The 26,580-nt window shown below is 69.4% G+C and carries 17 protein-coding genes and 1 pseudogene; 12 read left to right on the top strand and 6 right to left on the bottom strand.

Annotated elements, in window-relative coordinates; genetic code table 11:
- Nucleotides 1–28 precede the first annotated feature (28 nt).
- From recC to TVNIR_RS00650, 4 genes and pseudogenes are all read left to right on the top strand, one after another.
- Nucleotides 29–3,578 (top strand): annotated as a pseudogene (recC, locus tag TVNIR_RS00635) (exodeoxyribonuclease V subunit gamma).
- Complete coding sequence (gene recB, locus TVNIR_RS00640) at nucleotides 3,575–7,276, top strand: exodeoxyribonuclease V subunit beta (protein ID WP_015257008.1); 3,702 nt, start codon at nucleotides 3,575–3,577, stop codon at nucleotides 7,274–7,276. Before recC ends, recB begins: the two are co-directional and overlap by 4 nt.
- On the top strand, nucleotides 7,273–9,387 hold the full coding sequence (gene recD / locus TVNIR_RS00645) for an exodeoxyribonuclease V subunit alpha (protein WP_015257009.1): 2,115 nt from the start codon (nucleotides 7,273–7,275) through the stop codon (nucleotides 9,385–9,387). Before recB ends, recD begins: the two co-directional genes overlap by 4 nt.
- Nucleotides 9,388–9,469: 82 nt before the next feature.
- A complete protein-coding gene (locus TVNIR_RS00650) occupies nucleotides 9,470–9,952 on the top strand; it encodes a DUF3293 domain-containing protein (protein ID WP_015257010.1) in 483 nt (160 codons plus the stop codon).
- Nucleotides 9,953–10,228: 276 nt separating this feature from the next.
- On the opposite strand, the gene TVNIR_RS00655 is transcribed toward TVNIR_RS00650, so the two are convergent.
- Entirely contained in the window at nucleotides 10,229–10,843 is a 615-nt protein-coding gene (locus TVNIR_RS00655) for a methyltransferase domain-containing protein (protein ID WP_015257011.1), read from the bottom strand.
- Between the two features lie 305 nt (nucleotides 10,844–11,148).
- Nucleotides 11,149–11,484 carry a hypothetical protein gene (locus TVNIR_RS00660; RefSeq protein ID WP_015257012.1) on the bottom strand — a complete coding sequence of 112 codons (336 nt, stop codon included), beginning with the start codon at nucleotides 11,482–11,484 and terminating at the stop codon, nucleotides 11,149–11,151.
- A gap of 135 nt (nucleotides 11,485–11,619) precedes the next feature.
- Here TVNIR_RS00660 and TVNIR_RS00665 point away from each other — a divergent pair, with 135 nt between their 5' ends.
- The 4 genes from TVNIR_RS00665 (at nucleotide 11,620) to TVNIR_RS00680 (ending at nucleotide 17,367) form a co-directional block, all read left to right on the top strand.
- A complete protein-coding gene (locus TVNIR_RS00665; RefSeq protein ID WP_015257013.1) occupies nucleotides 11,620–11,964 on the top strand; it encodes a hypothetical protein in 345 nt (114 codons plus the stop codon).
- A gap of 472 nt (nucleotides 11,965–12,436) precedes the next feature.
- On the top strand, nucleotides 12,437–13,252 hold the full coding sequence (locus TVNIR_RS00670) for a (Fe-S)-binding protein (protein WP_015257014.1): 816 nt from the start codon (nucleotides 12,437–12,439) through the stop codon (nucleotides 13,250–13,252).
- Nucleotides 13,252–15,333, top strand: a complete 2,082-nt coding sequence (locus tag TVNIR_RS00675; RefSeq protein WP_015257015.1) for a LutB/LldF family L-lactate oxidation iron-sulfur protein — start codon at nucleotides 13,252–13,254, stop codon at nucleotides 15,331–15,333. The genes TVNIR_RS00670 and TVNIR_RS00675 overlap by 1 nt, the downstream gene beginning before the upstream one ends.
- A gap of 261 nt (nucleotides 15,334–15,594) precedes the next feature.
- A complete protein-coding gene (locus TVNIR_RS00680; RefSeq protein ID WP_015257016.1) occupies nucleotides 15,595–17,367 on the top strand; it encodes an L-lactate permease in 1,773 nt (590 codons plus the stop codon).
- A gap of 168 nt (nucleotides 17,368–17,535) precedes the next feature.
- Here the strand turns inward: TVNIR_RS00680 and TVNIR_RS00685 are convergent, their stop codons facing one another.
- The 4 genes from TVNIR_RS00685 to TVNIR_RS00700 all read right to left on the bottom strand — a co-directional run bounded on the left by TVNIR_RS00685 (nucleotide 17,536) and on the right by TVNIR_RS00700 (nucleotide 20,623).
- On the bottom strand, nucleotides 17,536–18,765 hold the full coding sequence (locus TVNIR_RS00685; protein ID WP_015257017.1) for a MerC family mercury resistance protein: 1,230 nt from the start codon (nucleotides 18,763–18,765) through the stop codon (nucleotides 17,536–17,538).
- A gap of 103 nt (nucleotides 18,766–18,868) precedes the next feature.
- On the bottom strand, nucleotides 18,869–19,105 hold the full coding sequence (locus tag TVNIR_RS00690) for an anti-sigma factor family protein (protein WP_015257018.1): 237 nt from the start codon (nucleotides 19,103–19,105) through the stop codon (nucleotides 18,869–18,871).
- Nucleotides 19,102–19,752, bottom strand: a complete 651-nt coding sequence (locus TVNIR_RS00695) for an RNA polymerase sigma factor (RefSeq protein ID WP_043738971.1) — start codon at nucleotides 19,750–19,752, stop codon at nucleotides 19,102–19,104. Before TVNIR_RS00695 ends, TVNIR_RS00690 begins: the two co-directional genes overlap by 4 nt.
- Before the next feature lie 427 nt (nucleotides 19,753–20,179).
- Nucleotides 20,180–20,623, bottom strand: coding sequence for a DUF302 domain-containing protein (locus TVNIR_RS00700; protein WP_052316661.1), 444 nt, complete (start codon nucleotides 20,621–20,623; stop codon nucleotides 20,180–20,182).
- Between the two features lie 374 nt (nucleotides 20,624–20,997).
- Here TVNIR_RS00700 and TVNIR_RS00705 point away from each other — a divergent pair, with 374 nt between their 5' ends.
- From TVNIR_RS00705 to TVNIR_RS18435, 4 genes are all read left to right on the top strand, one after another.
- The gene (locus tag TVNIR_RS00705; protein ID WP_015257021.1) at nucleotides 20,998–21,624 is read left to right on the top strand and encodes a Rieske 2Fe-2S domain-containing protein; all 627 of its coding nucleotides are present in this window, start codon (nucleotides 20,998–21,000) and stop codon (nucleotides 21,622–21,624) included.
- Nucleotides 21,625–21,709: 85 nt separating this feature from the next.
- The gene (locus tag TVNIR_RS00710) at nucleotides 21,710–22,627 is read left to right on the top strand and encodes a hypothetical protein (RefSeq protein WP_015257022.1); all 918 of its coding nucleotides are present in this window, start codon (nucleotides 21,710–21,712) and stop codon (nucleotides 22,625–22,627) included.
- A 110-nt stretch (nucleotides 22,628–22,737) separates the two neighbouring features.
- Nucleotides 22,738–25,155 (top strand): DEAD/DEAH box helicase, encoded by a 2,418-nt coding sequence (locus tag TVNIR_RS00715; RefSeq protein WP_015257023.1) that lies wholly within the window; start codon nucleotides 22,738–22,740, stop codon nucleotides 25,153–25,155.
- Nucleotides 25,133–26,560, top strand: a complete 1,428-nt coding sequence (locus TVNIR_RS18435; RefSeq protein ID WP_083499312.1) for a ribonuclease H-like domain-containing protein — start codon at nucleotides 25,133–25,135, stop codon at nucleotides 26,558–26,560. Before TVNIR_RS00715 ends, TVNIR_RS18435 begins: the two co-directional genes overlap by 23 nt.
- Nucleotides 26,561–26,580 lie beyond the last annotated feature (20 nt).

The following is a 26,580-nucleotide window of genomic DNA, read 5'->3' on the forward strand; positions in this document are numbered from 1 at the left end:
CCTCCGTGTTTTCCAATGGAGACTGCAAATGGCGGATGCGGAGTCTCTGGTGCCCGGCTTCATGGTGGTGCACGGCAACCGCATGCACGATCTGCGCGCGCTGGCCGTGGAATGGCTGCGCCGCTACCCGCTGGCGCCGTTGGAGAACGAGGTCATCCTGGTCCAGAGCAGCGGCATCGCGCAGTGGCTGAAGCTGGCGCTGGCCCGCGATCCAGGGGGGGATGAAGGGGGCTGCGGCATCGCCGCCGCGCTGGACGTGCAGCTGCCGGCGCGTTTCCTGTGGTCTGCCTACCGGGCGGTGCTTGGCCCCGACGCACTGCCCGACGAATCGCCGCTCGCGAAGGCCCCGCTGGTCTGGCGCCTGATGCGCCTGCTGCCCGAATGCCTCGAAGCGCCGGAGTTCGCTGCGCTCGCGCGCTTCCTCGGCGACGATCCCGACCTGCGCAAGCGCTGGCAGCTCGCGGGACGCCTCGCGGATCTGTTCGACCAGTACCAGGTCTACCGAGCCGACTGGTTGGAGGACTGGGCCAGTCGGCGGGACGTGCTGCGCGACGCGCAGGGGGGCGCCGCGCCCGCTGCCGGAGGGGCAGTGCTGGCAGGCCGCGCTGTGGCGAGCGGTGCTCGACGACCTCGCGCCCGGGCAGCGGGAGCAGAGCCGCGCTGCGGTGCACCGGCGCTTCATCCCACGGATCCGCGATCTCGACCAACGGCCGCCCGGGTTGCCACGGCGGGTCGTCGTGTTCGGCATCTCGTCGCTGCCCTCCCAGGCGCTCGAGGCGCTCGAGGCGCTCGGGCGTCTGAGCCAGGTGCTGCTCTGCGTCCACAATCCCTGCGAGCACTACTGGGCGGACATCGTGGCCGATCGGGACTTGCTGCGGGCGCAGCGACGGCGCCAGGCCCGCAAGCCGGGCATGCCCGAAGATCTCGGCGAAGCCGACCTGCATCAGCATGCGCACCCGCTGCTGGCAGCCTGGGGCAAGCAGGGCCGGGATTACATTCGCCTGCTCGACGAGCATGACGATCCGCAGCGCTATGGGCACCTGCTCGAGGCGCTGCGCTGGCAGCGGATCGACGTGTTCGAGCCCCATGGCGGTACGACGCTGCTGAACCAGCTGCAGGACGACATCCGCGAGCTCCGGCCGCTGCACGAGACGTGCGTGCACTGGCCGGCGGTGAACCCGGCCCGCGATGAATCGCTGCGCTTTCATATCGCGCACAGCCCCCAGCGCGAAGTGGAGGTGCTGCACGACCGATTGCTCGATCGATTCCAGCGCGACCCCGAACTGCGCCCGCGCGACGTAATCGTGATGGTGCCGGATGTCGAGACCTACGCGCCGCACGTTCAGGCGGTCTTCGGCCAGATCGACCCCGGGGATCCGCGTCATATCCCGTTCGCACTGTCGGACCGCAGCCGGCGCGGCCGCGAACCCCTGCTGGTGGCATTGGAGCGTCTGCTGGCACTGCCCGAGTCGCGGCTCGCGGTCAGCGATCTGCTCGATCTGCTCGAGGTGCCGGCTGTGCGGCGGCGCTTCGGCATCGGTGCCCAGCAGCTGTACCTGCTGCATGCCTGGATCGAGGGCTCCGGCATCCGCTGGGGGCTGGACGGCGCCCAGCGCGCCAGCCTCGGGCTGCCCGGCGGGCTCGAGCAGAACACCTGGCGTTTCGGCCTGCGCCGGATGCTGCTGGGCTATGCGGTCGCAGGGCCGGGAACCCCATCCGTGGATTGGTCCGGCATCGAACCCTACGACGAGGTCGGGGGCCTCGATGCCGCGATGGTGGGGCAGCTGGATGCACTGCTGTCGGCGCTTGCGCGCTGGTGGTCGCGCTTGCGGCAGGACGCGATACCGGCACAGTGGGGCGATCGGCTGCGCATGCTGCTCGCAGACTTCTTCGCGGCCGAGGACGAGCGCGAACAGGGGTTGCTGAGCCAACTGGACGAGGCACTGGAGGCATGGGAAGGAGCGTGCGCGTTGGCCCGCTTGGAAGAAACGTTGCCGCTGGCGGTGGTACGCGACAGCTGGCTCGCGGCCGTCGACGAACCCGGGCTGGCGCAGCGTTTCCTTGGCGGGGCGGTGAACTTCTGCACGCTGATGCCGATGCGAGCGATCCCGTTCCGGGTGGTCTGCCTGTTGGGGATGAATGACGGTGACTACCCGCGCATTCCGACGCCGATGGATTTCGACCTGATGGCGGGAAACTACCGGCCCGGGGACCGTTCCCGGCGTGAAGACGACCGCTACCTGTTCCTGGAGGCGCTGCTCTCGGCGCGCGAGCAGCTGCACCTGAGCTGGGTCGGGCGCAGCGTGCGTGACAACGCCCCGCGTCCGCCATCGGTACTGGTCACGCAGCTGCGCGATCACCTCGCCGCCGGCTGGCGCCTCGCGGAACCGGCTGCGGGCGACGGGACCGGCGCCGAAGGGCCGTGGCTGCTGCGGGCGCTGACCGCCGAGCACCCGCTGCAGCCATTCAGCCCCCGAAACTTTCCGTCGGACGGCACCGGCCCGCTGTTCACCTACGCCCGCGAGTGGAACGCGGTTCATGCGCCGCGATCGCAAGGCCGATCGGGTGTGGGCGAACCCGGGGATCCCGGCGAAAGGCCCGCGATCGGGCAGCCCCTGGCCGAACGGCCGGCCGATGCCCCGCTGGCGCCGGAGGATCTCGGCGGATTTCTGCGCAACCCTGTGAAGAGCTTCTTCAATCGCAGGCTCGGAGTCTTCTTCGACGAAGAGACCCCCGCAGCCGAGGACCAGGAGCCGTTCGTGCTGGATGGTCTCAGCCGCTGGTCGGCGCGCGATTACCTCGTGGGCAACGCGCTCGCCGACCCCGACTCCCCGGAACGCTGGGAGGCCAGTCTCACCGCTGCGCTGGCAACGCTGCGTCGGTCCGGGCAGCTCCCGCTCGCTGGCCTCGGGTCTATCGTCGCCGACGAGTTGCGCAGCGAGATCGGCGATCTGCTGGAGCGTTACCGTGAGGCCATCGCACGTCTGCCGCGGCGCGTCGAACGGCCGGAGCAGGTGCGTTTCGAGCATGCGGGCCTCGTGGTCGAGGGAATGCTGACCGGCCTGCGCGCGGAAGCCACCGGCGCCCCGGCGCTGCTTCGCCACCGCGCCGGGCCGCTGCGGGGCAAGGTGCCCGCTTGGCGCTACGACGTGTTCGCCCATGCCTGGGTCACGCACCTGCTGGCCAATGCTTCGGGACTGGAGCTGACGACGGTGCTGGTCGGAACCGACACCGGTCTGGACTGGGCGCCGGTGCCCGCGGCCGATGCCGCTGACGCGCTGCGGAGTTTGCTGGACGGCTGGAGTGCGGGCCAGCGGAGCCCCCTGCCGGTGGCCTGCCAGACCGCCTGCGCATGGCTGGAAGCCGAGGCGGCGGGCAAGGATCCCGGCGCGGCTGCAGCAGGCGCCTACGAGGGGGGCTGGCAGTCGGCCGGGGAGCTCGGCCGCAGCCCTTACCATGCCCGCGCCTTCCCGAGCGCCGGGCATCTGCTCGGGGCGGAGGGTTTCGTGCACTGGGCCCACGCGCTGTACCGGCCATTGTTCGGGGCGGTGCATGTGGCCGCGGAGACGGCCGCATGACCGTCGGATACCGGACGGCAGATGCCGGGGCCGCCACGCCCCCGCTGCGGGATCCGGGCGACCTGCCGCTGTTCGGCAGCCGGCTGATCGAGGCGAGCGCCGGCACCGGCAAGACCTACACCATCGCCGGGCTGTACCTGCGGCTGGTGCTGGGGCACGGCGGCGAGCGGGCCTTCGACCGGCCGCTGTCGCCGCCCGAGATCCTGGTGGTCACCTTCACCGATGCCGCGACGCAGGAGCTGCGCGCCCGGATCCAGGATCGGCTGCTCGAGGCGGCGCGCCATTTTCGCGGCGCCGCCCCGGCCGAACCGGATCCTTCGCTGCGGCGCCTGCTCGACGATCATCCGGACCCCGGGCAGCGCGCCGCGGGTGCCCGGCGGCTGGAGGCGGCCGCCGAGTGGATGGACGAGGCGGCGGTCTCGACCATCCACGGCTGGTGCTACCGGATGCTGCGCGAGCATGCGTTCGACAGCGGCAGTCTGTTCGATCAGCAGCTGGAGGCGGATCTCTCCGACCTGCGGTCAGAGGCGGTGCGGGACTACTGGCGCACGATGATCTACCCGCAGCCTCCCGCGCGGCTGGGCCTGTTGTGTTCGATCATGGGTCAGGATCCGCAGGCGTTGGAGGCGCGAATCGGTGCACTGCTGGAGAGGGAGCCGCCTGGTGCCGCGGCCCTGCCTGAACTCGAGGCCCTGCTGGACCGGCGGCTGGACCAGGTCGCACAGCGCAAGGCCCCGTGGCGTGACGACTTCGATGCGGTGGCGGAGAGCTTCCGAGCTGCACTGCCGGCGCTGAACGGGAACAAATATCGCAACGCCGAGGACCTGCTCGAGAAGATGCGCGAATGGTCGCTTCATCCCGGGGCAGAACCTCCGCACGGGAATCTTGCCGAACGCTTCAGCCTGCAGGGCATGCGCGAGCGCCTGAAGCAGGGACGGGACCTGCCGGCGGATCTGCACCCCGCTTTCGCCGGGCTGGACGGCTACGCCGGCGAACGCGACGACACGCCGGGGCAGGTACTTGCCCATGCCGCAGCCTGGGTGCGCCACCGCTTTGAGCGCGAGCGGCAGCGGCGCGCGCAGCTGGGTTTCGAAGACCTGCTGCAGGGCCTGGACACCGCGCTGATCGGGCCAGGAGGGCCGCAGCTCGCCGAGACCATCCGCAGCCAGTTCCCGGTCGCGATGATCGACGAGTTTCAGGACACCGATCCGGTGCAGTACCGGATCTTCGAGCGCATCTACCGGGTCGCGGAGAACCGCCCGGAACAGGGCGTGTTCCTGATCGGCGACCCGAAGCAGTCGATCTATGCGTTCCGCGGCGCCGACATCCACAGCTACCTGCGCGCCCGTGCCGCGACCTCCGGGCGCCACTACACGCTGGCGACGAACTTCCGGGCTACCGGATCGTTCGTGCAAGCGTGCAACCGGCTGTTTGCCCATGCCGAGGGGCACCCGCAGGGCGCGTTCCTGTTCCGCACGCCGGAGGGCGAGAATCCCGTTCCGTTCGAGGGCGTGGCCGCGCACGGTCTCGGCGAGTCGCTGCGGATCTCGGGGCAGCCGGTACCGGCGCTGACGCTCGCGTTCGTCGACGACGGCGCGGCGGTCGGGAAGGGGACCTACCTAGGCACGATGGCCGAACGCTGTGCCAGCGAGATGGTGGCGCTGCTGCAGGCCGGTCAGGATGGCCAAGGCGGCTTCCTCGGGAACGGCGGGCTGCGTCCGCTGCAGCCTTCGGATCTGGCGGTGCTGGTGCGTAACCGCAACGAGGCGGAAGCGATCCGTGGCGCGCTGGAGCGGCGCGGCGTGCGCAGCGTCTACCTGTCCGACCGAGAATCGGTGTTCGACACCCCCGAGGCAGCCGACCTGCTGCGCTGGCTGCGCGCCTGCGCCGAGCCCGAGTCGGAACGGCTGTTGCGCGCTGCGCTGGCGACCGCGACGCTGGACCTGGACCCCGAGCAGATGGACCGCCTGAACCACGACGAGGCCCACTGGGAGGAGCGGGTGCTCGAGTTCCGGGAATACCGGAGGATCTGGCGCGAGCAGGGGGTATTGCCGATGCTGCGCCGCCTGCTGCACGCATTCGAACTGCCTGCCACGCTGCTGCAGCGGCCCGACCGCGGCGAGCGCGCGCTGACGAACCTGCTGCACCTGAGCGAACTGCTGCAGGCGGCGGCCGGGGAACTCGATGGCGAGCAGGCGCTGATCCGCCATCTCGCGGAACACCTCGACGGCCGGGGCGCGGGGAGCGACGAGCAGATCCTGCGGCTGGAAAGCGACGAGGGCTTGGTCCAGGTGGTGACCATTCACAAGTCGAAGGGATTGCAGTATCCACTGGTGTTCCTGCCGTTCATCTGTACCTTTCGCCAGGTCGATGGGAAAGCGCTTCCGCTTGTTTACCGCGACGACGCCGGTCAGTCCTGCCTGACCTGGCACCCCGAGTCCGCGCAGGTGGAACTGGCCGATCGCGAGCGCCTGGCCGAGGACCTGCGGCTGCTGTATGTCGCGGTGACCCGCGCCCGGCACTCCTGCTGGTTGGGGATCGCGCCGCTTCGGGTTGGCAGCGGATCGGCGAGCCAGCTGCATCTGAGTGGCTTCGGCTACCTGCTGTCCGGTGGCGCCGAGATCCCGCCCGGCGGCGTGCGGGCGCAGTTGCAGCGATTGGCCGGTGACTCGGCCGATATCGCGGTACGCCCGGTGCCTGAGCCGCGGGACGAGCGCTTTCGCATCGTGGCCGCGGCGACCGGTGTCGGTCGTGCCCGCGAGCCGCTGCGCGCGGCGCGCGAGCACTGGTGGATCGCCAGCTACAGCGCGTTGCGCGCCGCCGATGCGCTGTCCGGGTCGATGACCGCGCCGCCGGACGCCGCCGACACTGCGCTGGAGGACCGGTTCCCCGAGATCGCGGACGAACCGGCGGCAGGCGGCCACGACGCGGGCGATACCGAGACGGGTCTGCACCGCTTTCCCCGTGGCCCCGAGCCCGGAACCTTTCTGCACGGCCTGCTAGAATGGGCCGCGCGCGAGGGCTTTGCCGCCGTGGTCCGGGATCCCGCGCTGCTGCGCGACACCGTTGCCCGGCGTTGCCGCCGGCGTGGCTGGGGGCACTGGGTCGAGCCGGTCAGCCGGTGGCTGCACCGGCTGCTGACCGAGCCGCTGGTGCTGCCCGATTGCGACACGCCTGCACGGCTGTGCGAGCTGTCTGTGTTCCAGCCGGAGATGGAGTTCTGGTTCGAGACGCACTGGGTCGATGCCCAGCGCATCGACCGGCTGGTGCGGGCGCAGACGCTCGGCGGTGCCGCGCGGCCCGAACTGGCGCCAGTCCTGCTGAACGGGATGCTGAAGGGGTTCATCGACCTGGTGTTCGAGCACGAGGGGCGCTATTTCACGCTGGACTACAAGTCCAACTGGCTCGGCCCGGGGCCGGCGCACTACGCACCGCAGCGGGTTGCGGCGCAGGTACTGGCGCACCGCTACGACCTGCAGTACCTGCTCTATACCCTGGCGCTGCACCGGCAGCTGCATGCACGGTTGCTGGACTACGACCCCGACCGGCACCTGGGCGGTGCGCTGACGTGGTTCCTCCGCGGTGTCGATGCCCCGCGGGCGGGCCTGCATGCGGATCGACCGCCCGGGGCGCTGGTCGATGCGCTGGATCAGACGATCCGCTCGGCACCGGACGCCGCCGCGGGAGATGCCGCATGAGCCGACCCGTGGCCGCTGCGGCCCTAGCGTCGGCCGACGCGCTGCTGGACCTGCTGGATCGGTGGGTCGAGCATGGCTGGCTGCGGGCCCTAGATCGTGCGCTCGCACGCTTCCTGCGCGAGCAGGTACCGGAGGCCGCGCCGCTGCTGCTGCTCGGCGCGGCACTAGCGAGCCATCAACTGGGCCGGGGGCACGCCTGCCTGGACCTGGAAGCGGCACTGGACGCCCCGGACCGGACGCTGTCGCTGCCGCCGGATGGCGAACCGGGAGAGGATCCCCCGGTTCGGCCGGCGGCGCTGCTCGCGCCGGTCACGCTGCAGGACTGGACCGCATCCCTGGATCACCCGGCACTGGTGGCCCCTGCCGCCGGGGCGACGCCGCTGGTGCTGGACCGCGGCCGGCTCTACCTGCGCCGGCTCTGGGAATGCGAGCAGCGTATCGCGGAGTCGGTCGCTGAACGCGTCGCCTGGTTCAGCGAGCTGCGTTCCGGTCTGGATCCGGCCGCGATGCGGACCTGGCTCGATCACCTGTTCGGGGCCCGGACGGAGCGCGAGATCGACTGGCAGCGCGCGGCCTGCGCGCTGGCGGCGGCCGGAGCCTTCGGCGTAATCACCGGCGGACCGGGCACCGGCAAGACCACCACGGTGGTGCGCCTGCTCGCGCTGTTGCAGGCACTGCAGCTCGAGCGCGCGTCTGCGTTGCCGCTGCGCATCCGCATGGCCGCGCCTACGGGCAAGGCCGCTGCCCGCCTGAACGCCTCGGTGGCCGGCGCCGTGCATGCGCTCAGCCTGCCGGACGACGAATGCGGGGCGCGGATCCGCGCCGCGATCCCGGCCGAGGTCAGCACGGTGCACCGGCTGCTGGGGAGCCGGCCCGGCAGCCGCCGGTACCGGCACCATGCGGGCAACCCGCTGCCGCTGGATGTGCTGGTGGTCGACGAGGCGTCGATGATCGACATGGAGCTGATGACCTCCGTGGTCCAGGCGCTGCCGACCGCGGCGCGGTTGATCCTGCTGGGGGACAAAGATCAGCTCGCATCGGTGGAGGCCGGCGCGGTGCTCGGCGAGATCTGTGCACGCGCCGGTGCCGGGCATTACTCGCCCGCGACGAGCCGCTGGCTGGAGGCGGTCAGCGGCGAGCGGATCCCCGATAGGCTTCGGAACCCGGCCGGCGGACCGCTGGACCAGCACGTCGTGATGCTCCGGCGCAGTTACCGTTTCGGCGAGAGCAGCGCGATCGGCCGTCTGGCCCGCTCGGTGAACGCGGGTGACGCGGAGGCGGCCCGGGCCATCGTGTCGGGCAGCGGGGCGTTGCCCGATCTCGCCGCGGTCTCGCTGAACGGTCCCGAGGACGCGGTATTCGAGCGCTATGTGCTTCACGGCCGCGACGATGCCGCGCGGGACCGACGAAGAGACGACCTGCCCACCGGTCAAGCGCACTACCTGAGGCTGATGCGCAGCCTGGATCCGGGCGACGACGCGGTGCCGGACGCGACCAATCGCTGGGCCGGGCAGGTCCTGGATGCGCATTCGGGGTTTCAGCTGCTGAGCGCGGTGCGCCGTGGCCCCTGGGGGGTCGAGACGCTGAACCGCCGCATCGAGGCCGCACTGCGCTCGGAGGGCCTGATTCCCTCGAGCGGGATCTGGTACGCGGGACGACCGGTGATCGTGACCGCGAACGACTACGGGCTCGGCCTGATGAACGGAGATATCGGGGTCACGCTTGCCCGCCCCATGGCAGAGGCGGATGGACGCCGGGTGCGTGCGCTGCGCGTCGCGTTTCCGGCTGGCGACGGCAGCGGCCGGGTGCGCTGGTTCGTGCCGAGCCGGCTGGTGAACGTCGAGACGGTCTACGCGATGACAGTGCACAAGGCGCAGGGATCGGAGTTCGACCACGCGGCCCTGCTGCTGCCCGAGCGTGAGAACCCGGTCCTGACGCGGGAACTGCTGTACACGGCGATCACGCGCGCGCGGTGCTGGTTCACCCTGATCGAACCGCGGGCGGGGGTCCTGGAGCAGGCCGTCCGCCGCCGCGTGCTACGCGGTACCGGCCTCGGCGACGCGCTGCGCGGGCGCATGTCGGGGCAGCACATCTCGGGTGGCGGACGATGATGACTGCACAGGCTCACGGAGTCGCCGCCGTCGCGTGCCGGTGGTTCTGCCCACAGGACCTCGCGTCGGAAGGAGCTGCACGATGACCGTCGGGCCCGCGCCGCCGCGGCCGGATCCCGCGCTGCTTGCCGCCTATCGCGCGGCGGAATACGTAGTGCCGATCGGTTCCCGGGTCTGCCGACTGCGGATCGGGCAGCCGGTGCCGGAATCGATGCAGCAATGGCTCGCCGCCCGGGGGGGCGCGGGATGGATCAGCGCGTGCAACCCGGGCAGCCGCCCGCTGACTCTGCTGGAGAATCTGCGGCGCCACCAGGATCTGTTTCGATGTCTACAGGCCGAAGGCTTCGATGCACTGGTCGGCTATGCCACCGACCCTGCAGGCCAGTGGCCCGACGAAACCAGCCTGCTGGTTCCGGATATCGCGCTGGAGCGGTTGAATCGGCTCGCGCTGGACTTCGGCCAGGTCGCGTTCCTCTGGCTGGAACGCGCGCAGCCGCCCCGGATGTGGCTCGCAGATCCGGGCGACCCGCTGCCGGATCCGCTTGCTCCTCCTCCCTCTCGCTAGAAGTGGGTGGAAAAGGCCGCAGGGCGTCAGCGGTCGGTGGTCGCCGGGGTCGGCAGTCGCGAAGCGGTTCGGCCTGCGTCGCAGGTGCACGACTCCGGAACCGCGCTGTCAGTCCTTGAATGCGACGAACGTCGCGCCCTGAACGCCGAACTGGCGGGCGATGTCCTCCTTGCTGGTGCCAGCGAACGAATCGAAGTAGGCGACGCTCTGGGCACGCTGGAAACCGGCGTCGGCCAGTGCCGCGAGGTAGCCTGCAGACTGCAGAGCCCCCGCGATTCACCCAACCCAGAGTTCGATGTCGTTGCGCGCCGCCGCCGACAGTTCAGCCTCGATCACGATGTCGGAGAACTGCACGCGCCCGCCTGGGCGCAGCACGCGGTAGAGCTCCGCGAATACCCGATCTTTCTCCGGGCTCAGGTTGATCACGCCATTCGAAATGGCCACATCCACCGACGCGTCCTCGAGCGGGAGTTCCGCGATGTCGGCGCGTTCGAAGCGGGCATGGTCGATGCCGACCGTCGCCGCCCCGGTCCGGGCCGTGCGGAGCATCGCGTCGGTGAAGTCGAAGCCGATCACCTCGCCGCGCGGCCCGACCTGACGTGCGGCCAGCAGGCAGTCCATGCCGCTGCCCGAACCCAGGTCGATCACCCGGGCGCCGCTGGGGAGTGCAGCCGCGCGGAAAGGATTGCCGACGCCGGCAAACGGCGCGGTGACGAAGTCGGGCAGCTCGTCGAGCTCGGCCCGGTCGTAACCCAGCAGTGTCGCGGCATAGTCCGGGCCGCGGTGAAAGTGGAAGTCGCCGTCGGGTTCCTCCGCCACCCGGCCATAGGTGGCGCGGATCTCCTTCTTCAGCCGTTCGCGGTCCAGTGTCACTTCGCAATCGGTTGCCATGGTCGTTCTCCTCCGTGTCCTCGTCGTCTGCCGTCCCGGGGTCCTTCGGTCTGTGCCAACGGACTGGGTGGAGCCTGTCCGCGGGGGGTGCCCGGGCGGGTGGTTCGGCCGGCGCCGTGCAAACGGGATATACCGTGCCGTTGGCCCAAGGACGCGCGAGGCACGCAAACGGTTCCCCGGCTTGCGGCCAGCGGGGCCGGCACCGGGTGGTCTTCACGGCGCGGGGCAAGGTTCTTCGTGGGGAGTGGGTTCTGGGGAGTGGGGCATTGGTCGTGTCGGGGTGGCGTTGCGGGACGCCGCCGGGTTCAGGGGTCGCCGTATTCGTACCGTCCGCGGCGCAGCCGGCGGTAGCGGCGGATCATGATCATCGCCTTGCGCACGGTGGAGGTGTCGATGCGCTCGACCGGGAGACCGACTTGGATGGGCACCGTGCCGTCGGCGGCGTCCGGCCCGATCTGGATGAATCGCCGTTCGGGTGGCCTACCCACGGCGGCTTGGGCGACGAGTGTGGCCTGCCAGGTGATTTCCCGGCCCTCGAACGGGCCGCAAAAGCGCAGGCGCAGCGAGGGACCGCCCGGGGCATCGAGTAGCTCGGCCTCGTCCAGGAGGTCGGCCTTCGCACGGGCGGGCGGTGACGTCATGAGGACTCCCGAAAGCGGTATGGCGTGCAGTCTATTGGTTCGTCCGGTGTAGCGCATGCTAGCTTCCAGAAGCTCTGGAAACCGACGTGTGCCGCGTTGGCTGCGGCACTGGGCCGAGAACGGGGGGATACCACGATGAAACGACCGGCGATTCGAACCGCGTTACCGCAGCGGCGCTACAAGATCGGGGATTTCTCGGCGGTGGTGCTGGGCGAGATCGAAAGCGACGACGGCGTCGACTACCGGTATGTCTGTGCGCTGGTGCAGGATGGCTCGACCGAACCGGGTTTCTACGTGCTGTCGGTCCGGAGCGCCACTGCATCCGGCGACTTCGCGCTGCGGGTGCTGGGCCCCGACCTGGACCGTGAACTCGACGTCTCGGGCCGCTGGCGCGACCTCGACGCCTTCTGCGAGCAGGCGATCTCGCTGGCCCAGCAGGTGCTGCGTCTGGAGGACGAGCAGGCGCACCGGTTGCTGTGAGGCTGCGCCCGTCTTCGCGGCACCGTTGCCGCTCCTGACCGGCGTCGGCGGATGACGGCCTTTGGCCCTTTCCGCCCCGCGCTCGCGGTCCACCCCGGGTAGGGCGGAAGAGCGCAGCGTCATCCGCCGATCGGAGTCAACGCGATCCCCAACCCCCTCGTCGACCCCGGTAGCGAATGGCGGATGACGGTCTTCGGCCTCTTCCGCCTCACCTGCGGACTCGATGACGGGCGTTGGGATCGGCCTTGCGTTGTTGCCGACCACCGTGATCGACGGGCGGCGCGGGAACCGGTCGCAATTCACCCGAGTGACTTTCAGCCGGCCGCGTTATGGGCTATTTTCGATGTCACTGCAACGCGAAGGGCAGGCGCGTGACCCCGGGCGACGGAACCCCCCGTGCGGGGTGGTGTTCCAGCCCGTGGATGAGGAGCGATGTCCTTAAGCGGCATCCCGATCTGATGAGCGCGATCTCATGAGCGATGCGCGGCCGGAGTCGTCCGACGCCAGCAGCGACGGCACGCCCAGGATCGGGCTGTTCGTCACCTGCCTCGCGGACATCTACCGGCCGAATGTCGGTCTTGCGGCGGTCGCGCTGCTCGAGCGGTCCGGCTGCACCGTGGAAGTGCCCGACTCGCAGACCTGCTGCGGTCAGCCCTCGTACAACAACGGTGATCTCGCCGGAGCCGCCCGCACCGCGCGCCGCACCATCGAGGCCTTCGAGGACTACGACTACGTCGTCGTGCCGTCCGGCTCCTGTGCGGGCATGCTGCGCGACTACCCCCGCCTGTTCGAGGCCGAGCCGGGCTGGCGGCTGCGGGCGCGGGCGATGGCGGAAAAGACTCACGAACTGATCTCGTTCCTGACCGACGTCCGCGGCGTCACGTCGGTCGACGCCGCCTTCAACCGCCCCGTGACCTACCACGACAGCTGCCATGGCCTGCGTGCGCTCGGAATCAAGGAACAGCCGCGCCGGCTGCTGGAAAGCGTGCGCGGCCTCGAGTTGCGCGAAATGGCGGACTCCGAGATCTGCTGCGGCTTCGGCGGCACGTTCTGCGTGAAGTACCCCGAGATCTCGGGCCGGATGGTCGCCGACAAGGCGGCCAGCATCGGCGCGACCGAGGCAAAGGTCGTGCTCGGCGGCGATCTCGGCTGCCTGCTGAACATCGCCGGCCGCCTCGGCCGCGAGGGCGGCGGGGTGAGCGTTTATCACGTCGCCGAGGTGCTCGCCGGCATCGCCGACGTCCCGGGACTCGGCGATCCGCCGAAACCCGGCAAGGGATCGCGCTGATGCAGCCGCTCAGCCACGCCTTCAAGAAACGCTCGGTCGCGGCATTGCAGGACGAGACGCTGCAGGTCGCGCTGCACCGGGCGAAGGACGGCTTCGCGGTCAAGCGCGCGAACGCGGTTGGCGGGCTGCCCGAGTTCGATGCGCTGCGCGACCGCGCGGTCGCGATCAAGAACCACACGCTCGAGCACCTCGATTACTACCTGGAGCGTTACGCCGACGCGGTCGAGCGTAGTGGCGGCACCGTGCATTGGGCCGCGACCGCCGACGATGCGCGGCGCGCCGTGGTCGAGATCTGCCGTGCCGCCGGCGCGCGCATGATCACCAAGGGCAAGTCGATGGTCGGCGAGGAGGTCGGCCTGAACGGTGCGCTCGAGGCGGCGGGGTTCGAGGTCGTCGAGACCGACCTCGGTGAGTACATCATCCAGCTCGCGAACGAGCCGCCGAGCCACATCATCGTTCCTGCGGTGCACAAGACGCGCGGGCAGATCGCCGATCTGTTCCACCAGCATCACCAGCAGTACGGGTTGACGCGCCGGCTCAACGAGGTGCCGGAGATGGTCAACGAGGCCCGGCAGGTGTTGCGCAGCAAGTATCTCGAGGCCGATGTCGGCATCACCGGCGCGAACTTCCTGATCGCCGAGACCGGGACCAGCGTGATCGTGACCAACGAGGGCAACGGCGACCTGACCTGCTCGCTGCCGAAGGTGCACATCGTGATCACCGCGATCGAGAAGGTCGTTCCCACCGCCGAGGACGCGACCACGCTGATGCGCCTGCTCGCGCGCAGCGCGACCGGCCAGGACCTGACCACTTACACCACCTTCAGCACCGGTCCGAAGCGCCCCGGGGATCCCGAAGGTCCCGAGGAATACCACGTGGTGCTGGTCGACAACGGTCGCTCGACGATGCTCGCCGACGAGTTCCGCGAGATGCTGCGCTGCATCCGCTGCGGGGCCTGCATGAACCACTGCCCGGTCTACGGGGCGATCGGCGGCCATGCCTACGGCTGGGTCTACCCGGGGCCGATGGGTTCGGTGCTCACGCCGCTGTCGGTCGGGCTGAAGGAGGCGGGCAACCTGCCGAACGCATGCACGCTGAACGGGCATTGCGCCGAGGTCTGTCCGGTGCGCATCCCGCTGCCCGACCTGCTGCGCACGCTGCGCCACCGCGAGTACCAGCTGAAGCTGGGCTTGAAGCCGCTGCGCTGGGGGCTTGCCGCCTGGGTCTGGTTCACCTCGCACCCGCGCATCTACCGTCTGGGCACGCGGGTGCAGGCGCGGATGCTCGCGCTGCTCGCGGGCCGCAAGGGCCGCTTCACCCGGATGCCGCTCGCCGGCGGCTGGTTCCGCGGCGGGCGCGACCTGCCCGCGCCGCAGGGCGAGACCTTCATGGCGGTGTGGAAGCGCCGCCAGAAGGAGCGGGGGCCGGTGAGCGGGCGCGACACCGTGCTGGCGGCGATTCGCCGCGGCCTCGGGCGCGGCCCGCTGGGCCCCGACGCGCGACGGGCATTGGAACGCCGCCGGGGCGCGACCGACAGCGAGCCGCTGCTGCCGAGGCTCCCGCACGGGCCACTGGCGCAGGTGTTCCGCGCCGGGCTCGAAAAGGTCTCCGGGACGATGTCGGAACTCGAGTCACTGGCCGAAGTGCCAGCCGCGGTGGCCGGCTACCTCTCCAGCCATGGTCTGGGCCCCGAGGCGGCGGTTGCGCCGTCCCTGGAGGAACTGGACTGGACCGGGGCGGGGATCACCGCGAGCGTCGGGCCGACCCGCGGCGGCGACTATGCCGGGGTGAGCCTGGCCTGGCGCGGTGCCGCCGAGAACGGCAGTCTGGTGCTGCTTTCCGGCCCCGACGATCCGACCTCGCTGAACTTCCTGCCCGACCACCACATGGTCGTGCTGCGCGCGGGTGATCTGGTGCCGCACCTGGAACAGGTCTGGGCCGCGCTGCGCGAACGGGGCAGGGACGGCTGGCCCCGGACCGTGAACGTGATCACCGGGCCGTCGCGCACCGCGGACATCGAGCTGACGATCCAGCTGGGTGCCCACGGACCGCGCAGCCTGCACGTGTTCCTGGTGGACTAGCGGGATGGGGGCTGTCACGCACGGGGGCGACGGGACCGGGGGGCCCTGCCTGCCCGCGGGACGCCATGAATACGTCCCTGTAGGCTTCACGGCAGCATCCGTGCCGCCGACACCCGCCGGAAGGCAGGGCACCCCGGTCCTTTCGGTTCTTGCGGCGCCCTGCTGTAGGCCCGCAACCGCATTCTTCGCCACGCGCCGGCCCGCTGCTTTCGGTCCGGGGGCGGCGGAGCCTGATACCAATAAGAATAGAGGAGCGAGTCCATGAACCTGGGTATCCTGTTCCTGCTGGCACTGATGCCGGTGGCCACGGTGTTCGTCTTCCTCGTGGTGCTGCGCTGGCCAGCCAAGCACGCGATGCCGTTGGCCTACGTGGTCACGGCGGCGATCGCGCTGCTGCTGTGGGGCACCGATTTCAGGGTGGTCGCTGCGGCGAGCGTGCACGGCGTCGTCACTGCGCTGAACATCCTGTTCATCGTGTTCGGGGCGATCCTGTTGCTATACACGATGCGCGAGAGCGGGGCGATGCAGACGCTGCGCCAGGGGTTCACGAACATCTCGCCCGACCGGCGCATCCAGGCGATCATCATCGCGTGGATGTTCGGCTCGTTGATCGAGGGCTCCGCCGGTTTCGGCACGCCGGCGGCAGTCGCGGCACCGCTGCTGGTCGCGATCGGATTCCCGGCCATGGCGGCGGTGCTGTCGGCGCTGATCATCCAGTCGACGCCAGTGTCGTTCGGCGCCGTTGGTACGCCGATCCTGGTCGGCGTGAACGCCGGCCTGTCGGGGCAGGAGATCGTCGAGGGGCATATCGGCGACGTCGCCTTCGCCGATTACCTGCTGCAGATCGGCGGAAACGTCGCGTTGTTGCACACCCTGGTCGGTTTCCTGATCCCGCTGATCATGGTCGGCATGCTCACGCGTTTCTTCGGTAAGTCGCGTTCGTTCCGCGAGGGCCTGAAGGCGTGGAAGTTCGCGCTGTTCGCGGGCGTGTCGTTCACGATTCCGTACCTGCTGGTTGCCTGGCTGCTGGGCCCGGAGTTCCCGTCGATCGTGGGCGGCCTGGTCGGCCTTGCGATCGTGGTGACCGCTGCGAAGAAGGGCTTCCTGGTCCCGAAGGAAGTATTCCAGTTCGAGGAGCGCAGCCGCTGGGAGCCCGAGTGGATCAGCCGCTTCCAGGATCAGCCGGACCCGGTCAGGACCGGTGCCGCGATCACGATGGTGCAGGCCCTGGTCCCCTATGTCGTGGTGGTGCTCCTGCTGGTGATCACCCGCACCGTGGAGCCGGTCACCGCGTTCCTGCGGTCGCCGGAGATGACGCTGTCCTGGACCGGCATTTTCGGCACCAACATCAATACCTCGTCGCAGCCGCTGTACCTGCCCGGGGCAGTGCTTCTGGTCGCGTCGATCGTCACCTATTTCCTGCATAGAATGTACAGGGAAAAGGGCGCCTATCTCAGGGCCTGGGGCCAGTCCGGGCGGATCATCGTTGGGGCGAGCGTCGCACTGATCTTCGCCGTGCCGATGGTGCAGGTGTTCATCCAGTCCGGGCAGGCGTCGGAGTACGCGAGCATGCCGCTGGTGCTCGCGGAAGGCGTGTCCGCGGTCTCGGGGGCAGCGTGGCCGTTCTACTCGCCGATCATCGGCGCGCTCGGCGCTTTCATCGCCGGTTCGAACACGGTCAGCAACATGATGTTTTCGCTGTTCCAGTTCGCGACTGCCGTGCAGATCGACCTGACCGCCAACCAGGCGGCTTTCGTCGTGGCGCTGCAGGCCGTGGGCGGTGCCGCGGGCAACATGATCTGCGTGCACAACGTGGTCGCGGCGTCGGCCACCGTTGGCCTGATCGGGCGCGAGGGTGACCTGATCCGCAAGGCGCTGATTCCGATGACCTATTACGTGCTCGCAGCCGGTGCACTGGGTATGGCGATCATCTATGCCGCTACGCTCTGGTATGTCGTGTGGGTCGCGATCGTGGCCGCGTTCTTGCTGTTCATGCTCTGGAACAAGGGCAGGCAGCCGGCCACCGCGGTCTGAACGCAGTCGCCTTTGGAGTGCGGCGGCTTGCCGCCGCGCTCCCGATCGTCCGACCGTGCCCACGCCGCCGTAGGCTGTGCCGCAGGCACAACGTCGCGACCGGTCGCGATAGTCCAGGGTCTGCGGTTGTAGCTGCTTGGGTTTTTGTGCCTCCTGTGTCGGCACAACCTACCGCGACTGCGCGCCCAACCCCAGCAGCCTTGCCTGTTGCCGCCGGCGCAGCCAGATGTCCCAGCCCACCGCGCCGGCCAGGGCCACGAACCCGGTCAGTTCCGTCAGCGCGTGGTAATTCACGAACAGCGCGTAGACGATCACGCCCGCGCCGCCGGCAGCCAGTAGCGACGGACCGACCCCGCGGTGGCGGCGGAACCCGGGCACGACCGCCAGCGCCGTCAGCACCGCGAACAGTGCGATCGCCCCGGCCCAGATGCCTTCGTCGAGCGCGAGGCCGATTCCGAGCACCGCGAGCAGCCCCAGCGCGGCCAGCGTGCCGTAGCAGGCCAGCAGTGCGGCCGCGAGTCCCAGCACGCCCGCGAAGCCCCGCCGCCAGAGCGATGCGGCCAGGCGCGCGGGATTCACCCTCCGGAAGAACTGCGCGGTGCGGGACGGCGCACGATTGCCACGGCGCATCGCGAGCTCGACCGAACGCGCCCCGAAGCCGGCGGCGACCTCGCGGGTCTGGCGGCTCGGGCTGTGGGCGAAATAGTCCCGCGAGCCCAGCACCCGCACATCCTCGAACCCGGCGTCGCGAAACATGTGCAGCAGGTCCTCGTCGACGGTCGCACCGACCACGCACTCGACCCAGAGACGCGGATCCTCGGCGCAGTCGACGGTGACGGGCCGGTCGATCACCACGTCGGCGAGTTGCAGGCACCCGCCAGGACGCAGCACGCGGAACATCTCGCCGATCGCGCGTCGCTTGTCCGGGACCAGGTTCAGCGCACCGTTGCTGGTGATGCTGTCGACGCTCGCATCTGCCAGCGGCAGCGCCTCTGCCGAACCCCGGATTACGCTGACCGGAGCGCCCCCGGATTCGCTGGCGGCGTGCCGGAGCTTGCGGGTCATCGCCGTGGTCAGGTCGAGCGCGACCACATGTCCGTCGGGACCTGCCAGCTGGCCGGCGATCAGTGTGTCCACCCCGGCCCCGGCGCCGATGTCGAGCACGGTGTCCCCGCGCCGGACGGCTTCGCCATTGAAGGGGTAGCCGACGCCGGCGAACGATTCCTGCACGGCGCGCGGAAGGGGGGCGGTGCGCTCGGGCGGATAGCCGACCAGCGCGCTGGCGGAGGCCCCGACCGGGAAATGGAAGTGCGAGTCGGGGTGGTCGGCCACGGTGGTATACATATCCTGCACCGCCGAGTGAATCTGCTCCCGCGAGTAACCGAGTATGGCGACCAAGGCGGAATCCTCCCTGTCGTTGTCTCGAACCAGAGAGTCTAGCAGCGCTGGGCCGGAGGCCCGTCGGGTATTCGGGTGGCCCGCCGCCGGGGTTTCCCCGGCCTCAGAACCGCTCGATCAGGCGCCGCACTCGACGCCGCAGCCGCGGCGGTGCCTCGTCTTCGGCGGCCGCGTGCACGCGTGCGCGCAGCTTCTTCTCGAACTCTGCGCGGCTGAAGCATTCCCGGCAGCGCTCGAGGTGGCGGTCGATGTCGCTGCTCCGGGCTGGATCCAACTCGCGGTCCAAATATTCGAAGAGGAGCCGAATGACCTCCTCGCAGTTGATTTCGTGTGCTGTCATCGCGTCTTCCCGTGCCCCGTCGCACCGGGATCCAATCCTTCCTCCCGAGCGATCTCCCAGAGACGGCGCTGCAGCAGACTGCGCCCCCGGCTCAGGCGCGAGCGCACGGTCCCGACCGGGATTTCGAGTAGATCGGCGACTTCCTCATAGGTATGCCCCTGCACCTCGACCAGCACGACGACGATACGAAATGCGTCCGGCAGGTTGTCGAGTGCCGCCTGCAGGTCCTCCCGGAGCAGATCGTTCAGGAAACGCTCCTCCGGGGTTCCCCACCACAGCAGGAACGGCTGGTGCAGTTTCTCGAACAGCGAGAAGTCGGCGACCGCGGACGGATCGGTGATCTCGGGATCGGTGTGCTGTTCCACCTGGCTCCGTGTCCGGTGGCGGCGCCACGCGCTGACGAAGGTGTTGTTGAGTATACGGAACAGCCAGCCCTCGAGGGATCCCGCGTCACGCAGGTCTCCGAAACTGGCCCAGGCCTTCGCCACTGTCTCGGCGACGATGTCTTCGGCGTCGTCCGGATCACCCGCCAGGCGCAGGGCCGTGCCATAAAGGCGATCCATGAGCCGATCGACCGTCCTCTCGAAGATGTCCCGACGCTCGCTCCTGCCGAGAGATCTCGCATCGTCTGCGCCTGGGTCCGCCATGACAAGCCTTGTACCGATCCTCCATCGTTCGCGGTCCCTGCCGGAACGGGGTCCGGCACTTCGCCTGGTCAAGACCATCGGTGACTCGATCATGGATCATTCCGCAGGGGCGCGCCAATGCGGCACCTGTGGATCGGCGATTCATCTGTCGCCATTTCGGGCGCAACGCAGATCTTCCTAGCGCAGGGGTTTGCTTTTCCCATGGGGCATGTGTGGTGGTCTGATTGTCGTGGACACCTCGATAGGATGCGAAAGGATGTTCGGCGAGAGATTGCCGTTGCTGCGTGCACCGTCCGGGCAGTCGTCAAGGGTTCCTGCTCCCCGGGTTTCCCGAAAGCCCGGTCCGCGACGAGAAGCGGCGTGCGGTTCCGATCACCCACCGCACGCCTGCCTCCTCGTTCCGTTCAGGTCAGGATCATCCCCCCGCTCAATCGAACACGGTGTCCAGCATCGCTTCGAAGGCGGGCAGGGCCTTGTCCCCCGCCCTCTCGAGGTTGGGATCGGGATAGAGTTCGTTCATGAAACGCGGATGCAGCAGTGACATCCGGGTGAGGTTTCCTTCCTCGTAGATCGCGAGGTTGCCGCAGGGCAGCATCGCGGACGCCTTCATGTCCGCCTGGAAGAAGTCCGGGCCGATCGGCGGATAGCAGATCTTCATGATCGTCACTTCTCCTCCCTTCAATGGGTGCTCCGAGAGGAACAGCCAGTCGTCGTGCCCTTCCGCATATTGCCGGATCCTGGCGGCGAGTTCCGCGGGCGAGTCGGTGGTATCGCGGATGATGAACATCCCGTCGTCCGCGGTGGCGACCGATACGTGGGTGAAGGCCGTCAGACAGCCGGCAACCAGCATGCTCGTGGTCAGGTGTTTCATGCGTGCTCCTCCTTCGTTGTGGTTCGGATCGACCTGCACGCGCCGCGTGCGAGATCCGGTCCCCGGTGCGCGGGTGTGGCCCGAGGTGCTGCAGGGACGCGCGAGACGCCCGGAGGGTTCCCGGGCGTGGTTCGGTTCCCGCGGCATGGACCGGTCTGCCCGGAAAAGGCGCGCGCACCTCGCTTCGCCGGATCCCCCGGCTGGCCGCGAACCAGAGCGTTCGCCGCCACGAACGCCGGGCAGGGGCGGGGCCGACAGTCATAGCTCCCCCTTGCCGGAGCGGCCTATGGCTCCGCGCCCGGCGCGTCCCTACAATCGTGGTCATCTCCCTCAACCCGAACCCCCGGTTCGCCAGTCAGGAGTGGTACATCACCATGAGCGATGCCCTGAACTACCTGGTCCAGGTGCGCGGCGACGCGCTCGGCCATTACTTCAAGTTTCTCAAGGACGCCGGCAAACACCTCGACCCGAAGACCCGCAATCTGATCTCGGTGATCACCAAGGTCCATTCCCAGACCGAGGCAGGCTTCAAGCAGTATTTGATGCGCGCGCTGCGCGAGGGCTGCACGCCGATGGAGGTCATCGACGCACTGATGATGGCGTTCCCAGCATTGGGCTTGGCCAAGGTCGTCTGGGCCACCGAAATCATTCTGAAGATGGATATTCCGGAGTTTTCCCCGGAACTGATCGCCGCCGAGCCCCAGTGGCGCGATGTGATGGCCGCCGACGATATCGCGGACGGCGAAGTGCTTCGTGTGGAATCCGCCACCCGTACCGTGTTCGTGTACCGCGAAGGGGATTCCTACCGGGTCTACGATTCGCATTGTCCGCACCAGGTGACCAACATTCCGCATCTGGCCCTGGAGGGCATGACGCTGACCTGTCCGAAACACCAGTGGAAGTTCGACATTCGTACCGGTGACTGCATCGCCAAAGGCAAACACCCGATGAAGGCGTTCGAGACACGGGTCGCGGACGGGCGTCTGTTGGCCTGGTGGTAGGGTGGTCGGGAAGGGTCGTTGACCGGGCAACGCACAGGGCCCTATGCTGCCGCGTGTTCCGCCTTCCCCTGACTGGAGACCGCTGATGCTGAGATTCCTTCGTTCCGGACGCAATGCTCTGTTGGCCGCCGGCCTGTTGCTGGCGGGTCTGCTCGCCTTTGCTGCAACCGCCGCTGCCGGCGATGCCCTGCGCCCGTTCATCCTGGCTCCGGATGGCGCGGGTGATCCGCAGACGCGTCTGAACGATGCGCGCAACGCGCTGGAAGGTGCCGGCTTCGAGGTCGTCGGCGAGCATGCTCCCTACCCGCAGGCCCGGGTGTTGGTGGTGACCAGCGAGGCACTGCGGCAGGCGGCTGCCGCCAGCGATTCCGGTGCCTACGCCGCGGCCCAGCGCGTTGCAGTGACCGCCACCGATGGCGGTACCGAGCTGGCCTTTACCAATCCCCGCTACATGGCCGCCGCATATCGCCTGGGTGACGATCTCGACGGCGTGGCCAGTTCGATGGAAGCGGCTCTCGGGCGTGCCCGCGATTTCGGCTCCGAGGAAGGCAAGTCGGTACGCGACCTGAACCGCTATCGCTACATGATCCGCATGCCCCGGTTCGATGACCCCCTGACACTGGCCACGCATTCCAGCCATGCAGCGGCCGTCGCCGCGGTCGAAGCCGGCCTGGCGGCCGGGGCAGGGGATACCGCGCAGGTCTACCGCATCGACATCCCGGGACGGGAGCAGGTGCTGTTTGGTGTCGCGCTGCTGGGAGGCGAGGCTGCGGATGCCCACATCATGGGGAACATCGATGGACGCTCGCCGCATCACACACCTCATCTGCCCTACGAGTTGCTGGTGGACGGAGATACGGTCAAGGCCCTGGACGCCCGCTTCCGCATCGCCATCAACTTCCCCGACCTGTCGATGATGGGCAGCGGCAGCTTCATGAGCATCCGTTCGGCTCCCGACGCCATTGCGGAATCCCTGGCGGCGGCGGCGAACCACGCACAGTAAACGGCGATGGGCGCCGGGCACCCCGTCCGGACATTACGCCTGTTTCGCGTGAGCAGCGTCGCGTGCATCCTGCACGGCGTTGATGCGATGTAGCGGCAGGGCGGCGGGTGATGTCGGAGGCGGCCGGGGCGGTGCAGGTGGATACCGGGAGCGACGACCCGGTGCGGTGGCTGGTGCGGCGCCTGAAGACCCGCTACCGGGGGCGGATCACCGGGAATGTGGTGCTGCCCGGGCGCCCGGCGCGGCTGCTGCCGCTGCCCGACGGACTCGACCCGCGCCTGGCGTCCGCGCTGCGCGCCCGCGGCGTGGTCCAGCTCTACAGCCACCAGCGCGAGGCCTGGGACGCGGTGACCGCCGGGCGGCACACGGTGGTGGTCACTCCCACCGCGTCGGGCAAGACACTCTGCTACAACCTGCCCGTGCTGCAGTCCGCGCTCACGAACCGGGCGAAGGCGCTGTACCTGTTTCCGACCAAGGCACTGTCGCAGGACCAGGTCGCCGAGCTGATGGAGCTGAACGAGGCCGGAGGGCTCGGCATCCGCGCGTTCACCTTCGACGGCGACACGCCCGGCGACGCACGCAAGGCCGTGCGCACCCGGGGCGACATCGTCGTGTCGAACCCGGACATGCTGCACCAGGGTGTGCTGCCGCACCACACCAAGTGGGCGCAGTTCTTCGAGAACCTGCGCTACGTGGTGATCGACGAGATGCACAGCTACCGCGGCGTGTTCGGCTCGCACGTCGCGAACGTGATCCGCCGGCTGCGGCGCGTCTGCCAGTTCTACGGCTCCGACCCGGTGTTCGTGCTCAGCTCGGCCACCATCGCGAACCCGGCGGAGTTGGCCGAGGGCCTGATCGGCGAGCCAGTGACCGCCATCACCGAGAGCGGCGCGCCCGCCGGCGAGCGCCACCTGCTGCTGTGGAATCCACCGGTGGTGAATGCCGATCTCGGCATCCGCGCGTCGGCGCGCTCGCAGGCGACGCGCATCGCCCGGATGGCGGTGAAAAGCGGGCTGAAGACGATCGTGTTCGCGCAGTCGCGGCTGATGGTCGAGGTGCTGACCAAGTACCTGAAGGACGTGTTCGACGCCGATCCCCGCAAGCCGGCACGGGTCGCCGCCTACCGCGGCGGCTACCTGCCCGGCCAGCGGCGCGAGACCGAGAAGGCGCTGCGTGCCGGCAACGTCGACTGCGTGATCGCGACCTCGGCATTGGAACTCGGCGTCGACATCGGCAGCCTCGACGTCTGCGTGCTGAACGGCTATCCGGGGACGATCGCAGCGACCTGGCAGCGCCTGGGCCGGGCCGGGCGTCGCCAGCGTCCGTCGCTCGGCGTGCTGGTGGCGACCAGCCAGCCGCTGGATCAGTACATCATCCGCAACCCGGAGTTCTTCCTCGAAAGCTCCCCGGAGCACGCGCGCATCGATCCCGACCAGTTGCTGATCCTGCTCGACCACGTGCGCTGCGCGGCGTTCGAACTGCCGTTCCGCAGGGGCGACCGTTTCTGCAAGGAGAACCTCGAGGAACTGCTGACCTACCTCGAGGAGCACGGCGTGTTGCACCGCGAGGCCGACACCTGGCACTGGACCGAGGACAGCTACCCCGCGCAGAGCGTGAGCCTGCGCTCGGTCGCCGAAGGCAACTTCGTCGTCGTCGACACCACCGGCGGGCGCAAGGACATCATCGCCGAGGTCGATTACTCCAGCGCCGCCGAGACGTTGTACGAGGGTGCAATCTACATGGTGCAGGCGCAGACCTGGCAGGTCGAACGGCTGGACTGGACCGGGCGCAAGGCGTTCGTGACCAAGACCGAGGTGGATTACTACACCGACGCGATCGACTACACGCGCCTGAAGATCCTCGACCGCTTCGAGCACCGCCAGGACGGACGCACCGAGACCGCGCACGGCGAGGTGCACCTGGTCCGGCGTATCCCCGGCTACAAGAAGATCCGCTACTACAGCCACGAGAACATCGGCTACGGGAACATCGACCTGCCGGACCAGGAGATGCACACGACCGCCGCCTGGTGGGAGGTCGCACCGGAGGTGCTGGCGCAGTGGTTTCCGAACCGCCAGCAGGCACTGGACGGCTTCCTCGGCGCGGCCTATGCGATGCACCACGTGGCGGCGCTGATCGCGATGTCCGAGCCGCAGGACATCGGCCGCGCGGTCGGCGACGGCGACGCCCGCTGGTTCGCGACCGTCGGCACGGACGGGCGCGGGCAGATGCGCAGCCTCGAAGGTGGCGAACAGGATCCCGAGCGCGAAACCCGGTTTCGCCCCGCGGTGTTCCTGTATGACAACTACCCGGGCGGCGTCGGGCTCGCTGCGCCGCTGTACGATCAGCGCGACCGGGTGATCGGAGACGCGGCGCGGCTGATCCGCGACTGCGACTGCCGTCACGGCTGCCCGGCCTGTATCGGCCCGATCCTCGCGTCCGACGAAGAGCGCGGCTTCTCGCCGAAGGCGGCGGCGCTGACGGTGCTCGCGCAGTTCCTGGCCGATGGACCTGAAACGCCGGCTTGACGTGCTGCGCCGCCAGGCCGGCACGGCTTCCCCCGTGGCTGCCGAAACGGCTGACGCACCGGGGCCTCTGGCGGCCCCGGACGGCCTCCGGGCGCGGCTGGACCGCCTGGGCGGGCGCTCATCCATGCCGCGCAGGCGATTCGCCGACGGGATGCGGGAGTCCACTGCGGCGCTGGCCGAACGCCTGGGCGGCGTGGTGGTCTCGGAACACCTGATCCTGGTCGAGACGGTCCTGCCGCTGGCTGCGCGCCACGGTCGCTGGCGTCTAGCGGACGCGCTGGAGCCGTTGTGGCCCCTTGCAGCGTCGTTGCCCGCCTCGCCCAGGCTAGAAGGAGACGGACTCTTGCCCACTGTCCCGCTCGCGGGAGAGGGGGCGGAGAGGGCGGGTGCATCGGCGCTAGTCCGTGCACCGCCCCCTCCGCAACCCCTCCCCCGTGCCGGGGGAGGGGCTTTGGCCTCGCCCGATCCGAGGGGGGCGGTGGACGGGGCCGCAGGCGGATCGGTCATCGGCATCGATACCGAAACCACCGGCCTGGCGGGCGGTACCGGCACCGCCGCCTTCATGGCGGGGGTCGCTGAGGCCGGGCCGGGAGGCGTGCGCCTGCGGCAGTGGCTGCTGACGGCCTTCTCCGGCGAGGCCGCGATGCTGGACGCGCTGGACGTAAGCCTCGCCGGCGCCGGCCTGATGGTGAGCTACAACGGCGCAACCTTCGACCTGCCGCTGCTGCGCGACCGGCGGCGTCTCCAGCGCGGACGCGCCCTTGCCGAACCGCGGCACCTCGACCTGCTACACCCGACCCGCCGGCTGTTCCGCAGCGCCTGGCCGGACTGCCGGCTTGCCACCGCGGAGCACAGGCTGCTCGGCCTGGTCCGCGAGGACGACCTGCCGGGATCCGAGGCGCCCGGGGCGTGGCGCGACTACCTCGCCGGTGGACCCGCCGATGACCTGGAGCGGGTCCTTCGCCACAACGCGCTGGACGTGCTGAGCCTGCTGGTGCTGGGCCCGGTCCTGGCCCGGGCGATGTACGACCCGCTGGCCTTCAGCGCCGACCCGCTGGCTGCCGCGGAGGTCTGGTCGCGGAGCGGGGAACGGCGCAGGGCGCTCGCCGTGCTGGAACGCGCACAGGATCGCCTCGATATCCGCGGTGGGCTGGAACTGGCGCGCGGGCTGCGCAGGGCCGGGCGCTGGCCAGAGGCCGTCGCGGTCTGGGAGCGCCTGGCGCAAACCGGCTGCGCCGAGGCAGTGGAATGCCTCGCCAAGTACCACGAGCACGTGCGCCGGGATTGGGAAACCGCGCTGGATTATACCGCCAGGCTCGGCGAAGGGCCGGAGGCACGCCGGCGCCGGGGCAGGCTCGAGAGGCGGCGCGGGGTCGGGCAGGGGCGGCTGGATCTGACCGAGTAGCGGCAAGCCTTACGGTTCGG

Origin of the sequence: Thioalkalivibrio nitratireducens DSM 14787 (assembly GCF_000321415.2) — a bacterium.
Taxonomy (GTDB): domain Bacteria; phylum Pseudomonadota; class Gammaproteobacteria; order Ectothiorhodospirales; family Ectothiorhodospiraceae; genus Thioalkalivibrio; species Thioalkalivibrio nitratireducens.